This is a genomic window from Pseudomonas sp. FW305-E2 (genome assembly GCF_058782925.1).
Map to the genome: position 1 here is coordinate 1 of NZ_JBYSYE010000037.1, position 13,710 is coordinate 13,710.

Consider the following 13,710-nt stretch of genomic DNA (forward strand, 5'->3'; position numbering starts at 1 on the left):
CCCCCTTCCCTTGCACCCCCACCGAACACAACTAAGCTTGTTGCCTCAGTGGGCTTCGCTCCGAAAGGACCGGAGCAGACGCGGCGCATGGCCTGTCGCCGCCCCAGAAAAAGCTTGACCGATCGATCAGAAAAATATGAAAAACGGTACACATTACAAATATTTATTTGTGTACAATCGCCCAGACCCGATCCCTGCGGGACATCAGTGAACGGGTCTGGACACGGGTCGGCGTACCAAAGTTGCGTTGCGGTAACCTTGCTGGTTATCAATACTGGCGCCGATTTTTCGACCAACAAGAACATCAAAACCGTGGAACCTTAGAATGAGCACAGCAATCAGTCCGACTGCTTATAACTATAAGGTCGTCCGCCAGTTCGCCATCATGACGGTGGTCTGGGGGATCCTTGGCATGGGCCTCGGCGTCTTCATCGCCTCGCAGCTGGTGTGGCCGCAGCTGAACCTGGACCTTCCCTGGACCAGCTTCGGCCGCCTGCGCCCGCTGCACACCAACCTGGTGATCTTCGCCTTCGGGGGCTGTGCGCTGTTCGGCACCAGCTACTACGTGGTGCAGCGCACCTGCCAGACCCGGCTGATCTCCGACAGCATGGCCGCCTTCACCTTCTGGGGTTGGCAAGCCGTGATCGTCGGCGCGCTGATCACCCTGCCGATGGGCTACACCACCACCAAGGAATACGCCGAGCTCGAGTGGCCGCTGGCGATCCTGCTGGCGATCGTCTGGGTTACCTACGGCCTGGTGTTCTTCGGCACCATCGTCAAGCGCAAGACCAAGCACATTTATGTCGGCAACTGGTTCTATGGTGCGTTCATCGTGGTCACCGCGATGCTGCACATCGTCAACCACATCTCGCTGCCGGTGAGCCTGTTCAAGTCGTACTCGGCCTACTCCGGCGCCACCGACGCGATGATCCAGTGGTGGTACGGCCACAACGCCGTGGGCTTCTTCCTCACCACCGGTTTCCTGGGGATGATGTACTACTTCGTGCCCAAGCAGGCCGAGCGGCCGATCTACTCGTATCGCTTGTCGATCGTGCACTTCTGGGCGCTGATCACCCTGTACATCTGGGCCGGCCCGCACCACCTGCACTACACCGCCCTGCCTGACTGGGCGCAGTCGTTGGGCATGGTGATGTCGATCATCCTGCTGGCGCCAAGCTGGGGCGGCATGATCAACGGCATGATGACCCTGTCGGGCGCCTGGCACAAACTGCGCACCGACCCGATCCTGCGCTTCCTGGTGGTGTCGCTGGCGTTCTACGGCATGTCCACCTTCGAAGGCCCGATGATGGCCATCAAGACCGTGAACTCACTGTCGCACTACACCGACTGGACCATCGGCCACGTCCACGCCGGCGCTCTCGGCTGGGTGGCAATGATTTCGATCGGCGCCGTGTACCACATGATCCCGAAACTCTACGGCCGCGAGCAGATGCACAGCATCGGCCTGATCAACGCGCACTTCTGGCTGGCCACCATCGGCACCGTACTGTACATCGCCTCGATGTGGGTCAACGGCATCACCCAGGGCCTGATGTGGCGCGCCATCAACGATGACGGCACCCTCACCTACTCCTTCGTCGAAGCCCTGCAGGCCAGCCACCCCGGCTACATCGTCCGCGCCCTGGGCGGTGCGTTCTTCGCCAGCGGCATGCTGCTGATGGCCTACAACGTGTTCCGTACCGTACGTGCCGCCAACCCGGCACAGGCTGAAGAGGCCGCCAAGATCGTCGTTGTGGGAGCGCACTGATGAAGCATGAAGCCGTCGAGAAGAACATAGGCCTGCTGGCCTTCTTCATGGTCATCGCCGTGAGCGTCGGTGGCCTGACCCAGATCGTCCCGCTGTTTTTCCAGGACGTCACCAACAAGCCGGTCGAGGGCATGAAGCCGCGCACCGCGCTGGAGCTGGAAGGCCGCGATATCTACATCCGCGAAGGCTGCGTAGGCTGCCACTCGCAGATGATCCGCCCGTTCCGTGCCGAAACCGAGCGGTACGGCCATTACTCGGTAGCCGGTGAAAGCGTGTGGGATCACCCGTTCCTGTGGGGCTCCAAGCGTACCGGGCCGGACCTGGCCCGCGTCGGCGGCCGCTACTCCGATGACTGGCACCGTGCGCACCTGTACAACCCGCGCAACGTGGTACCGGAATCGAAGATGCCGTCCTACCCGTGGCTGGTCGAGAACAAGCTCGACGGCAAAGACACCGCGAAGAAGATGGAAGTGCTGCGCACACTCGGCACCCCGTACACCGACGCCGACATTGCCGGCGCACGTGACGCGGTCAAGGGCAAGACCGAAATGGACGCCATCGTCGCGTACCTGCAGGGTCTTGGCACCATCATCAAGAGCAAACGGTGACGCTGATGGATATCGGGATGATTCGCGGCCTGGGCACCGTCGTGGTGATGGTGGCCTTCGTGGGCCTGGCGCTGTGGGTGTTCAACCCACGGCGTAAAAAGGACTTCGACGAAGCGACCCAACTGCCCTTCGCGGATGACCCCGAGGCCACTCGGCACGTCGAGCAAGCAAAAGCTTCTGGGAGCAAACAACAATGACAACCTTCTGGAGTCTGTACGTTACCGTCCTGACCCTGGGCACCATCTTCTCGTTGACCTGGCTGCTGCTGTCGACCCGCAAGGGCCAGCGCGAAGAGGTTACCGACGAAACCGTCGGGCATGCCTTCGATGGCATCGAGGAATACGACAACCCGCTGCCGAAATGGTGGTTCTGGCTGTTCGTCGGCACCATCATCTTTGCCCTCGGCTACCTGGTGCTATACCCGGGCCTGGGCAACTGGAAAGGCGTCCTGCCGGGCTATTCGTACCTGGATAACGACAAGCAGACCGAGTTTTCCAACGGCCAGCCGGGCTGGACCGGCGTGCACGAATGGGAAAAGGAAATGGCCAAGGCCGACGCCCGCTTCGGGCCGATCTTCGCCAAGTTCGCGGCCATGCCGATCGAAGAAGTGGCCAAGGACCCACAGGCATTGAAAATGGGTGCGCGGCTGTTCGCCTCCAACTGTTCGGTGTGCCACGGCTCCGACGCCAAGGGCGCCTTCGGCTTCCCCAACCTGACCGACAACGACTGGCGCTGGGGCGGCGAACCGGACACCATCAAGACCACCATCATGGGCGGTCGTCATGGCGTGATGCCGGCCTGGGCCGAAGTGATCGGTGACCAGGGCGTGGCCGACGTGGCTGCATTCGTGGTCAGCAAACTCGATGGCCGCACATTGCCTGAGGGTGCGAAGGCCGATGTGGAGAACGGGCAGAAGATCTTCGCAGCCAACTGCGTGGCCTGCCACGGGCCGGAAGGCAAAGGCACGCCCGCCATGGGCGCACCGAACCTGACCCACCCGCAGGCGTTCATCTACGGCTCGAGCTTTGCCCAGCTGCAGCAGACCATTCGTTATGGCCGCCAGGGGCAGATGCCGGCCCAGGAACAGCTGCAGGGCAACGACAAGGTGCACTTGCTGGCGGCTTATGTGTACAGCCTGTCGCACCAGGCTGAGCCGGCCAAGGCTGAGTAAGGCAGGCCTGGCCTCTTCGCGGGTAAACCCGCTCCTACACAGGATCCTTGTAGGAGCGGGTTTACCCGCGAAGAGGCCGGTACTGGCACAGCGTTTCTCGCAGGCTGATGACCTGGATCAATTGACACCCGCCATAACACGTTTCACACCACGAACCCAACGCGACTAAAGGTCGCAGTGCGATCCCATACCGCCCTCAGCGGCGTATCATGGACCGCAGAGCGCTAGCAGATTGCGCGAGACTGCGGCCCGCACGCACAGGCCGCGGCGTTTCTCCACTGCCGTGGGACTTGATGATGAGCAAGCAAATTCCGGTACATGATGTCACCCCGCCTGCCAGCAAAGGGAAGGATTCCGTCGACCTCTACGCTTCCCGGGAAAAGATCTACACCCGCGCCTTCACCGGCCTGTTCCGTCGCCTGCGCATGGTTGGGGGTGCCGCACTGTTCCTGCTGTACTTCGGCACCGTGTGGCTGAACTGGGGAGGGCACCAGGCCGTGTGGTGGAACCTGCCCGAACGCAAGTTCTACATCTTCGGCGCCACCATCTGGCCGCAAGACTTCATCCTGCTCTCGGGCATTCTCATCGTCGCCGCCTTCGGCCTGTTCTTCATCACGGTGTTCGCCGGCCGGGTGTGGTGTGGCTACACCTGCCCGCAAAGCGTGTGGACCTGGATTTTCATGTGGTGCGAAAAGGTCACCGAGGGTGACCGCAACCAGCGCATGAAGCTCGACAAAGCCCCCATGAGCGGCAACAAGTTCCTGCGCAAATTCACCAAGCACAGCCTGTGGCTGCTGATCGGCTTTGTCACCGGCATGACCTTTGTCGGCTACTTTTCGCCGATCCGTGAGCTGGTGGTCGAATTCTTCACGGGCCAGGCCGATGGCTGGGCCTACTTCTGGGTCGGTTTCTTCACCCTCGCCACCTACGGCAACGCCGGCTGGCTGCGCGAACAGGTGTGTGTGTACATGTGCCCGTATGCACGTTTCCAGAGTGTGATGTTCGACAAGGACACGCTGATCGTGTCCTACGACCCGCGCCGTGGCGAAACCCGCGGCCCGCGCAAGAAAGATACCGACTACAAAGCCCAGGGCCTGGGTGACTGCATCGACTGCACCATGTGCGTGCAGGTCTGCCCGACCGGCATCGACATCCGTGACGGCCTGCAGATCGAGTGCATCGGCTGCGCCGCCTGTATCGATGCCTGCGACAGCATCATGGACAAGATGAACTACCCCAAAGGGCTGATCAGCTACACCACCGAACACAACCTGTCCGGGCAGAAGACCCACCTGCTGCGCCCGCGCCTGATCGGCTATGCCGTGGTACTGCTGGTGATGATGATCGGGCTGGCGACGGCCTTCGCCACCCGTTCGCTGGTCGGTTTCGACGTCAGCAAAGACCGCGTGCTGTACCGCGAAAACGCCCAGGGCCGGATCGAGAACGTCTACAGCCTGAAGGTAATGAACAAGGATCAGCGCGATCACGTCTACGTGCTGGACGCCGCCGGCCTGCCGGACCTCAAGCTTGAAGGCCAGCGCGAGATCCGCGTGGCCGCCGGTGACATCGTCAGCCTTCCTGTGCAGCTGTCGGTTGCCCCCGAGAAGCTGCCATCGACCACCAACGAAATCACCTTCATCCTCAAGAGCGCCGACGACAGCGACGCCCAGGTTGAAGCCAAGAGCCGTTTCATCGGCCCACAGATCCGCTAAGAGAGATAACGCACAATGCCTGCCGCCACCGCCGCCAGCCCCTGGTACAAGCACCTCTGGCCCTGGATCATCATCGGCATTCTCACCACCTCGGTGTGCCTGAGCCTGACCATGGTCAGCATCGCTGTGCACAACCCGGACAACCTGGTGAATGACAACTACTACGAGGCCGGCAAGGGCATCAACCGCTCGCTGGACCGCGAGCTGCTGGCGCAGCAGCTTGGCCTGAAAGCCAGCGTGCATCTGGACGAACTGACCGGCGAAGTGGACCTGCGCCTGACCGGTAGCAGTGGCCCGCAAAACCTGGAGCTGAACCTGATTTCGCCAACCCAGCCAGAGAAGGACCGCAAGGTGCTGCTGAGCCGTGTCGAAGCAGGGCGCTATGTGGGACAACTGGAGGACAAGGTCGACGGGCGGCGCTTTGTGGAACTGCTGGGCAACGAAGGGGGCCAGGTGTGGCGCCTGTTCGAAGAGGAAAAAGTGGCGCATGGTGTGACCTTGCAGTTGGGTGACGAAGCCCTGCAAGGCGCCGAACACCAACAGTAGCAACACCGCAAATCCCTGTGGGAGCGGGCACGCCCGCGAATGCGATAGCTCAGGCAAAGGTATTTCCAGGTCTGACGCATTCGCGGGCGCGCCCGCTCCCACAGGGTTTCCTATCTGCCTGAGCAGTGTCTGCCCTATGACCCAACCGACCCCCTGCTACCACTGCGCCCTGCCCGTCCCGGCCGGCAGCCGCTTCACCGCCGTGGTCCTCGGCCAGCCGCGGCAGTTCTGCTGCCCCGGTTGCCAGGCGGTGGCTGAGTCGATCGTCGCGGGTGGCCTGGAACATTACTACCAGCACCGCAGCGACAACAGCGCCAACCCCGAAGCCCTGCCCAAGCAACTGCAGGACGAACTGGCCCTGTACGACCGCAGCGACGTGCAGCAAACCTTCGTCCGCCACCAGGGCGAGCTGGCCGAAACCACCTTGCTTGTCGAGGGCATCAGCTGCGCCGCCTGCGGCTGGCTGATCGAAAAGCACCTGCGCAACCTGCCCGGTGTCGCCGAAGCCCGGTTGAACCTGTCCAACCACCGCTTGGCGCTGAACTGGGACGACAAGCAGCTACCGCTGTCGCGCCTGCTCGCCGAACTTCGCCAGATCGGCTACGCCGCCCACCCCTACCAGCCTGACCAGGCCGCCGAGCAATTGGCCCGGGAAAACCGCAGCGCCCTACGCCGCCTGGGCGTGGCCGGGCTGCTGTGGTTCCAGGCGATGATGGCGACCATGGCCACTTGGCCGGAATTCAACATCGACCTGACACCCGAGTTGCATACCATCCTGCGCTGGGTGGCGCTGTTCCTGACCATTCCCATCGTGTTCTACAGCTGCGCGCCCTTCTTCAAGGGCGCGGCGCGCGACTTGCGAACGCGCCACCTGACCATGGACGTTTCGGTGTCGCTGGCCATTGGCCTGGCGTTCGGCGCCGGCATCTGGACAGCCATCACGGGCAGCGGCGAGCTTTATTTCGACACGGTGGGCATGTTCGCCCTGTTCCTGCTGACCGGCCGCTACCTGGAGCGCCGCGCCCGCGAGCGCACAGCGGCGGCCACTGCGCAGCTGGTCAACCTGCTGCCCGCCTCATGCCTGCGCCTGGACGCCATCGGGCGCAGCGAACGCATCCTGCTCAGCGAGTTACAGTGCGGCGACACCGTGCAGGTGCTGCCCGGCGCGGTCATTCCTGCCGACGGGCGCATCGTCGAGGGCCGCTCCAGCGTCGACGAATCGCTGCTGACCGGCGAGTATCTGCCGCAACCACGCCGGGTGGGTGAGCGGGTCACTGGCGGTACGCTGAACGTCGAAAGCGCGCTGAATGTGGAAGTGGAAGCCCTCGGCCATGACTCACGCTTGTCGGCCATCGTCCGCCTGCTGGAACGCGCCCAGACTGAAAAACCGCGCCTGGCGGAAATCGCCGATCGCGCCTCGCAGTGGTTCCTGCTGTTCTCGCTACTGGCCTCGGTAGCCATCGGCCTGTGGTGGTGGCACCTGGATCCGGCACGGGCGTTCTGGATCGTGCTGGCCATGCTCGTGGCCACCTGCCCTTGTGCCCTGTCTTTGGCTACGCCAACCGCACTGACCGCCGCCACCGGAACCCTGCACAAGCTTGGTCTGCTGGTCACCCGCGGCCACGTGCTGGAAGGCCTGAACCACATCGACACGGTGATTTTCGACAAGACCGGCACACTGACCGAAGGCCGCCTGACCTTGCGCAGCATCCGCCCGCTCGGCAGCCAGGCCGCCGACCGCTGCCTGGCCCTGGCCGCGGCGCTGGAAAACCGCTCCGAACACCCCATCGCTCGCGCCTTTGGTCGTACCGCCACGCCTGCCGATGACGTACAGAGCGTACCCGGCCTGGGCCTGGAGGGGCTGGTCGACGGCCAGCGCCTGCGCATTGGTCAGGCTACCTTCGTCTGCGCCTTGAGTGGTGCGGAAATCCCCGCTGTGCCCGAGCCGCGCGGCCAGTGGCTGCTGCTGGGCGACCGCCAGGGACCCATGGCCTGGTTCGGCCTGGATGACCGCCTGCGCGACGATGCCCCGGCCCTGCTCGCTGCCTGCAAGGCGCGCGGCTGGCACACCCTGCTGCTGTCGGGCGACAGCTCGCCGATGGTTGCCGAAGTGGCCGCGCAGCTGGGTATCGAGCAGGCCATTGGCGGCCTGCGCCCGGATGACAAACTGGACCGCCTGAAAGCCCTGCAGGCTGACGGGCGCAAGGTGCTGATGCTCGGCGACGGGGTCAACGATGTACCGGTACTGGCCGCCGCCGATATCAGCATCGCCATGGGCAGCGCCACCGACCTGGCCAAGACCAGTGCCGACGCCGTCTTGCTGTCCAACCGCCTGCAAGCGCTGGTGCAGGCGTTCGAGCTGGCCCGCCGCACCCGCCGCAACATCCTCGAGAACCTGCTGTGGGCGACCCTGTATAATGGCCTGATGTTGCCGTTCGCCGCGCTCGGCTGGATCACGCCGGTGTGGGCCGCCATCGGCATGTCGGTCAGCTCGCTGATCGTGGTGCTCAATGCCTTGCGCCTGACCCGTATGCCAGTGGCCTCGGGCCCGCTGCCCCACGAAGCCCCTTTACCCGGGAGGAAGTCGCCATGCCCGCCCTCTATGTCATGATCCCGGCAGCCCTGCTGCTGGTCGGCGTGGCCGTGTACATCTTCTTCTGGGCGGTCGACAGCGGTCAGTACGATGACCTTGAAGGCCCCGCCCACAGCATCCTGTTCGACGATCAGGACCCGCGCCACCAGGCGGCAGTGAAGCTTGACGATGCCCCGGCCGACACCGACAAGGAACCACCGCCCCGTGCCTGACCTGCTTGCGCTGCTGGGCTCGGCACTGGTCCTTGGCCTGCTAGGGGGCGGTCACTGCTTGGGCATGTGCGGTGGCCTGATGGGCGCACTGACCTTGGCCATCCCCCCCGAACAACGCGGCAAGCGCCTGCGCCTGTTGCTGGCGTACAACCTGGGGCGCATTTTCAGCTATGCCTGCGCCGGCCTGCTGCTGGGCCTGGCCGGCTGGGCCGTGGCCAGCAGCCCGGCAGCGCTGGCGCTGCGGGTGGCTGCAGCGCTGCTGCTGATTGCCATGGGCCTGTACCTGGCCGGCTGGTGGAGCGGGCTGACCCGTATCGAGGCGCTGGGCCGCGGGTTGTGGCGGCATATCCAGCCGATGGCGTCGCGCTTGCTGCCGGTGTCCAGCCTGCCCCGGGCGTTGCTGCTGGGCGCCTTGTGGGGCTGGCTGCCGTGCGGTTTGGTGTACAGCACCCTGCTGTGGGCCGCCAGCCAGGGCAACGCCGGGTACAGCGCGGTATTGATGCTCGCGTTCGGGTTGGGCACCTGGCCGGTGTTGCTGGCAACCGGGCTGGCTGCCGAACGGGTAAACGCCCTGTTGCGGCGACGCAGCGTGCGCGTGGCGGGCGGCGTGCTGGTGATGCTATTCGGTATCTGGACCCTGCCGGGCCCACACCAGCACTGGCTGATGGGGCATTGACGGGGGCTGCAAAGCAGCCCCAATGCCCTTGATACAAATCAACACAGTTTCCTACAGACGGCCATAGACTCCGGTGCACTGCTGCTCTTTCCGGGGACTACCCTCATGCTCGACGACCTCCGTTGGGATACCGACCTGATCCGCCGCTACGATCTCGCCGGGCCACGCTACACCTCTTACCCAACCGCTGTGCAACTGCACAGCGAGGTGGGTTCGTTCGACCTGCTCAACGCCCTGCGCGAGAGCCGACGGGCCGTGCGCCCGCTGTCGCTGTACGTGCATGTGCCGTTCTGCGCCAACATCTGCTACTACTGCGCCTGCAACAAGGTCATTACCAAAGACCGTGCGCGCGCCGCGCCCTACCTGCAGCGCCTGGAGCAGGAAATCCAGCTGATCGCCTGCCACCTGGACCCTAAACAACGTGTTGAACAGCTGCATTTTGGCGGCGGCACACCGACCTTCCTCAGCCATGTGGAACTGCGCCAGCTGATGGCCACCCTGCGCCAGCACTTCCACCTGCTGGACGACGATTCCGGCGACTACGGCATCGAGATCGACCCTCGCGAAGCCGACTGGTCGACCATGGGCCTGCTTCGCGAACTGGGCTTCAACCGCGTCAGCCTTGGCGTGCAGGACCTCGACCCGGCCGTGCAGCGCGCAATCAACCGCCTGCAGAGCCTGGAGCAGACCCGCACTTTGATCGAGGCTGCGCGCACGCTGCAGTTTCGCTCGGTCAACCTCGACCTGATCTACGGCCTGCCCAAGCAAACCCCGGAAGGCTTTGCCCGCACCGTGGAAGAAGTGATCCGCCTGCAGCCCGACCGCCTGTCGGTGTTCAACTATGCCCACCTTCCCGAGCGCTTCATGCCGCAACGGCGCATCGACAGCAACGATCTGCCCAGCGCGGCCGCCAAGCTGGAGATGCTGCACGCCACCATCGACCAACTGACCGCCGCCGGTTACCGCTACATCGGCATGGACCACTTCGCCCTGCCCGACGACGAACTGGCCATTGCCCAGGAAGAAGGCACCTTGCAGCGCAACTTCCAGGGCTACACCACCCACGGGCACTGCGACCTGATTGGCCTGGGCGTGTCGGCGATCAGCCAGATCGGCGACCTGTACTGCCAGAACAGCAGTGACCTCAACACCTACCAGGACAGCCTGTCCAACGCCCAGCTGGCTACCCAGCGCGGCTTGCTGTGCAACCACGACGACCGCATACGCCGGGCAGTGATCCAGCAACTGATCTGCCATTTCGAGCTGGATTTCGAACCCATCGAACAGGCTTTCACCCTGGATTTTCGCGGCTACTTCAACGACCTCTGGCCCGAGCTGCTGACCTTGCAGCGCGACGGCCTGATCAGCCTGGACGACAAGGGCATTCGCATCCTGCCCGCCGGCCGGCTGCTGGCGCGCTCGGTATGCATGGTGTTCGACGCGTATCTGGCGATGCACAACCGCCAGCGTTTCTCGCGAGTGATCTGAAAAACAAGGCGTTCAACCGCATGGACAAGCTTCCTTGTCAGGCACACTATGAGCACACAAGGACTCCCGGCAGGCCACCTGCCGGGGTTTCGCCAGCGCGCACCATCATTGCGCACACTGGCCTACACCCTGTGTCGTGAGTTACCCTTACGACTTATGTGTGCTTTCCCACAAGGATCGATTCAAATGTCCGAGCCAGTCAAACTGCGCCCACACAACCAGGCCCATTGCAAGGATTGCAGCCTGGCCCCCCTGTGCCTGCCTCTTTCGCTGAACCTGGAAGACATGGACGCGCTGGATGAAATCGTCAAACGCGGGCGGCCGCTCAAGAAAGGCGAGTTCCTGTTCCGCCAGGGTGACAGTTTTGGCTCGGTCTACGCAGTACGGTCCGGGGCCCTGAAAACCTTCAGCCTCAGCGACAGCGGCGAAGAGCAGATCACAGGCTTTCACCTGCCCAGCGAACTGGTCGGCCTGTCAGGCATGGATACCGAGGCCTACCCGGTATCGGCCCAGGCCCAGGAAACCACTTCGGTGTGTGAAATCCCCTTCGAGCGGCTGGACGAGCTGTCGGTACAGCTGCCACAGCTACGCCGCCAGCTGATGCGGGTGATGAGCCGCGAAATCCGCGACGACCAGCAAATGATGCTGCTGCTGTCGAAAAAAACCGCCGACGAGCGCATTGCCACTTTCCTGGTCAACCTGTCGGCGCGCTTCCGTGCCCGTGGCTATTCGGCCAACCAGTTCCGCCTGAGCATGTCGCGCAACGAAATCGGCAACTACCTTGGCCTGGCGGTAGAAACCGTGTCGCGGGTGTTCACCCGCTTCCAGCAGAACGGCCTGCTGCGCGCCGAGGGCAAGGAAGTGCACATCCTCGACCCGATCCAGCTGTGCGCGCTGGCCGGTGGTGCAATCGAGGCCTGAGGCCGGTCTTTAGCGGGTATACTTGGGCATTCGTTTTCCCAGGATACCCGCAACAATGCACAGCGACGCCTTCGACCTCAAAGCCCTGATCCGCCCGGTAGTGGACTTCCCCAAACCGGGTGTGATCTTCCGCGACATTACCCCGTTATTCCAGTCGCCACGCGGGCTGCGCTATGTGGCCGATCAGTTCATCGAGCGCTATGTCGAGGCTGAATTCAGCCACATCGGCGCCATGGACGCGCGGGGTTTCCTGATCGGCTCGATCATCGCCCACCAGCTGAACAAGCCGCTGATCCTGTTCCGCAAGCAGGGCAAGCTGCCGGCTGACGTGTTGAGCGAGGGTTACCAGACCGAGTACGGCGAGGCCTTCCTGGAAGTGCATGCCGACAGCCTGTGTGAAGGCGACTCGGTGCTGATCTTCGATGACCTGATTGCTACTGGCGGTACGCTGCTGGCGGCGGCGAACCTGGTGCGTCGTACTGGGGCGCAGGTGTTCGAGGCGGCAGCGATCATCGACCTGCCGGAACTGGACGGGTCGCGCCGGTTGCAGGCGGCCGGGGTGCCTACCTTCTGCCTGACCGAGTTTTCCCTCAGCGAGTACTGAGTGGGCTTTTGGGGCTGCTTTGCAGCCCATTCGCGGGTAAACCCGCGCCTACAAAGGCCGCGCATTTTTTGTAGGCGCGGGTTTACCCGCGAATGGGCCGCCAAGCGGCCCCAATGAATCAGAGCGAAATGGGCCGGCGCCCTGCAAAGGCATGGGCCAAGGTACCACCGTCCACCATCTCCAGCTCACCGCCCAGCGGCACACCATGGGCAATCCGAGACGCCACCAAGCCTTTCTCGCTCAGCAACTGGGCAATGTAATGCGCCGTCGCCTCCCCCTCCACCGTCGGGTTGGTCGCCAGGATCACCTCGGTAAAGGTGCCCTGCTCTTCGATCCGTGCCATCAGCTGCGGAATACCGATCGCCTCAGGCCCCAGGCCATCCAACGGCGACAGGTGCCCCTTGAGCACGAAGTAACGGCCACGGTAGCCCGTCTGCTCCACCGCATACACATCGGTCGGCCCCTCGACCACGCACAGCTGGGTGTCGTCACGGCGCGGGTCGGCGCACTGCGGGCACAGTTCCTGCTCGGTGAGGGTGCGACACTGGCGGCAATGCCCTACCCCTTCCATGGCCTGGGTCAAGGCCTGAGCCAGGCGCAGCCCGCCACTGCGGTCGCGCTCGAGCAGTTGCAGGGCCATGCGCTGGGCGGTTTTCTGGCCAACGCCTGGCAAGATGCGCAGGCCGTCGATCAGTTGGCGGATGAGAGGGCTGAAGCTCATGGGAAAGGCCTGACAATTCAATAAGAGGCGGTTTATACCCAGCGGGGGCGGTGGCGTCAAATCACCTCGCCCAAAGCCTGCAAGGTCTGCTTTTTTGTGGGAGCGGCCTTGTGTCGCGAAAGGGCTGCTAAGCAGCCCCGGCACTCTATGCTGCAAAGCTGGAATCCGGGGGCCGCTTCGCGCCCCTTTCGCGACACAAGGCCGCCTCCACATAAGGAGCAGACCGCAGCCGGGTGAAATCTACGCAAAAAAAAACGCCGCTGATAACAGCGGCGTTTTTGAGTACCTCAATGCCTTAGAACGGCATCTTGAAGCCTGGCGGCAGTTGCATGCCGGCGGTCATGCCGCCCATCTTTTCCTGGCTGCTTTGCTCAACCTTGCGCACGGCGTCGTTCAGCGCAGCGGCAATGAGGTCCTCCAGAACTTCCTTGTCGTCTTCATCAGTCGACATCAGGCTCTGGTCGATGCTGACGCGCTTGACGTCGTGACGACCGGTCATCACCACGCTCACCAGACCGCCACCGGACTGACCGGTGACTTCGGCGTTGGCCAGTTCTTCCTGCATCTTCTGCATTTTTTCCTGCATCTGCTGGGCCTGCTTCATCAGGCCGGCCATGCCACCTTTCATCATGGGGTATACCTCGATTGGGTCATGTGATGCGGCCCGGCACCGGGCCGGCCGCATGGTTA

General features: G+C 63.4%; 15 protein-coding genes. 12 read left to right on the forward strand and 3 right to left on the reverse strand.

The window, feature by feature from the left end; all coding sequences use genetic code 11:
* Positions 1-305, reverse strand: a 305-nt coding sequence (locus AC3WLP_RS21720) for a hypothetical protein (RefSeq protein WP_218279752.1), incomplete at its 3' end; no start/stop codon positions are given.
* A gap of 20 nt (positions 306-325) precedes the next feature.
* Between AC3WLP_RS21720 and ccoN the strand changes: the two genes are divergently transcribed.
* The 12 genes from ccoN to AC3WLP_RS21780 all read left to right on the forward strand — a co-directional run bounded on the left by ccoN (position 326) and on the right by AC3WLP_RS21780 (position 12,299).
* On the forward strand, positions 326-1,768 hold the full coding sequence (gene ccoN, locus AC3WLP_RS21725) for a cytochrome-c oxidase, cbb3-type subunit I (protein ID WP_003254284.1): 1,443 nt from the start codon (positions 326-328) through the stop codon (positions 1,766-1,768).
* Positions 1,768-2,376: a cytochrome-c oxidase, cbb3-type subunit II gene (gene ccoO / locus AC3WLP_RS21730; RefSeq protein WP_003254286.1), complete on the forward strand. Its 609-nt coding sequence runs from the start codon at positions 1,768-1,770 to the stop codon at positions 2,374-2,376. Before ccoN ends, ccoO begins: the two co-directional genes overlap by 1 nt.
* A 5-nt stretch (positions 2,377-2,381) precedes the next feature.
* Positions 2,382-2,573 (forward strand): CcoQ/FixQ family Cbb3-type cytochrome c oxidase assembly chaperone, encoded by a 192-nt coding sequence (locus tag AC3WLP_RS21735; RefSeq protein ID WP_003254287.1) that lies wholly within the window; start codon positions 2,382-2,384, stop codon positions 2,571-2,573.
* A complete protein-coding gene (gene ccoP / locus AC3WLP_RS21740) occupies positions 2,570-3,547 on the forward strand; it encodes a cytochrome-c oxidase, cbb3-type subunit III (RefSeq protein ID WP_014859407.1) in 978 nt (325 codons plus the stop codon). The genes AC3WLP_RS21735 and ccoP overlap by 4 nt, the downstream gene beginning before the upstream one ends.
* A 296-nt stretch (positions 3,548-3,843) precedes the next feature.
* Complete coding sequence (ccoG, locus tag AC3WLP_RS21745; RefSeq protein ID WP_004577070.1) at positions 3,844-5,259, forward strand: cytochrome c oxidase accessory protein CcoG; 1,416 nt, start codon at positions 3,844-3,846, stop codon at positions 5,257-5,259.
* 15 nt (positions 5,260-5,274) lie between these two features.
* A complete protein-coding gene (locus tag AC3WLP_RS21750) occupies positions 5,275-5,805 on the forward strand; it encodes a FixH family protein (RefSeq protein ID WP_012051692.1) in 531 nt (176 codons plus the stop codon).
* A 136-nt stretch (positions 5,806-5,941) separates the two neighbouring features.
* Entirely contained in the window at positions 5,942-8,416 is a 2,475-nt protein-coding gene (locus AC3WLP_RS21755) for a heavy metal translocating P-type ATPase (RefSeq protein WP_087535591.1), read from the forward strand.
* Positions 8,395-8,610: a cbb3-type cytochrome oxidase assembly protein CcoS gene (ccoS, locus tag AC3WLP_RS21760; RefSeq protein WP_003254296.1), complete on the forward strand. Its 216-nt coding sequence runs from the start codon at positions 8,395-8,397 to the stop codon at positions 8,608-8,610. Before AC3WLP_RS21755 ends, ccoS begins: the two co-directional genes overlap by 22 nt.
* Complete coding sequence (locus tag AC3WLP_RS21765; RefSeq protein WP_219732908.1) at positions 8,567-9,286, forward strand: sulfite exporter TauE/SafE family protein; 720 nt, start codon at positions 8,567-8,569, stop codon at positions 9,284-9,286. Before ccoS ends, AC3WLP_RS21765 begins: the two co-directional genes overlap by 44 nt.
* Before the next feature lie 105 nt (positions 9,287-9,391).
* Positions 9,392-10,774 carry an oxygen-independent coproporphyrinogen III oxidase gene (gene hemN / locus AC3WLP_RS21770; protein WP_014755840.1) on the forward strand — a complete coding sequence of 461 codons (1,383 nt, stop codon included), beginning with the start codon at positions 9,392-9,394 and terminating at the stop codon, positions 10,772-10,774.
* 186 nt (positions 10,775-10,960) lie between these two features.
* Entirely contained in the window at positions 10,961-11,695 is a 735-nt protein-coding gene (gene fnrA, locus AC3WLP_RS21775) for a Crp/Fnr family transcriptional regulator FnrA (RefSeq protein ID WP_003254301.1), read from the forward strand.
* 55 nt (positions 11,696-11,750) lie between these two features.
* The gene (locus tag AC3WLP_RS21780; RefSeq protein WP_009683910.1) at positions 11,751-12,299 is read left to right on the forward strand and encodes an adenine phosphoribosyltransferase; all 549 of its coding nucleotides are present in this window, start codon (positions 11,751-11,753) and stop codon (positions 12,297-12,299) included.
* Positions 12,300-12,417: 118 nt separating this feature from the next.
* Here AC3WLP_RS21780 and recR read toward each other — a convergent pair whose 3' ends face one another.
* Together recR and AC3WLP_RS21790 are read right to left on the reverse strand one after the other, a co-directional pair.
* Complete coding sequence (recR, locus tag AC3WLP_RS21785; RefSeq protein ID WP_003254304.1) at positions 12,418-13,020, reverse strand: recombination mediator RecR; 603 nt, start codon at positions 13,018-13,020, stop codon at positions 12,418-12,420.
* A 295-nt stretch (positions 13,021-13,315) separates the two neighbouring features.
* The gene (locus tag AC3WLP_RS21790) at positions 13,316-13,651 is read right to left on the reverse strand and encodes a YbaB/EbfC family nucleoid-associated protein (protein ID WP_003254305.1); all 336 of its coding nucleotides are present in this window, start codon (positions 13,649-13,651) and stop codon (positions 13,316-13,318) included.
* Between the last annotated feature and the right edge of the window lie 59 nt (positions 13,652-13,710).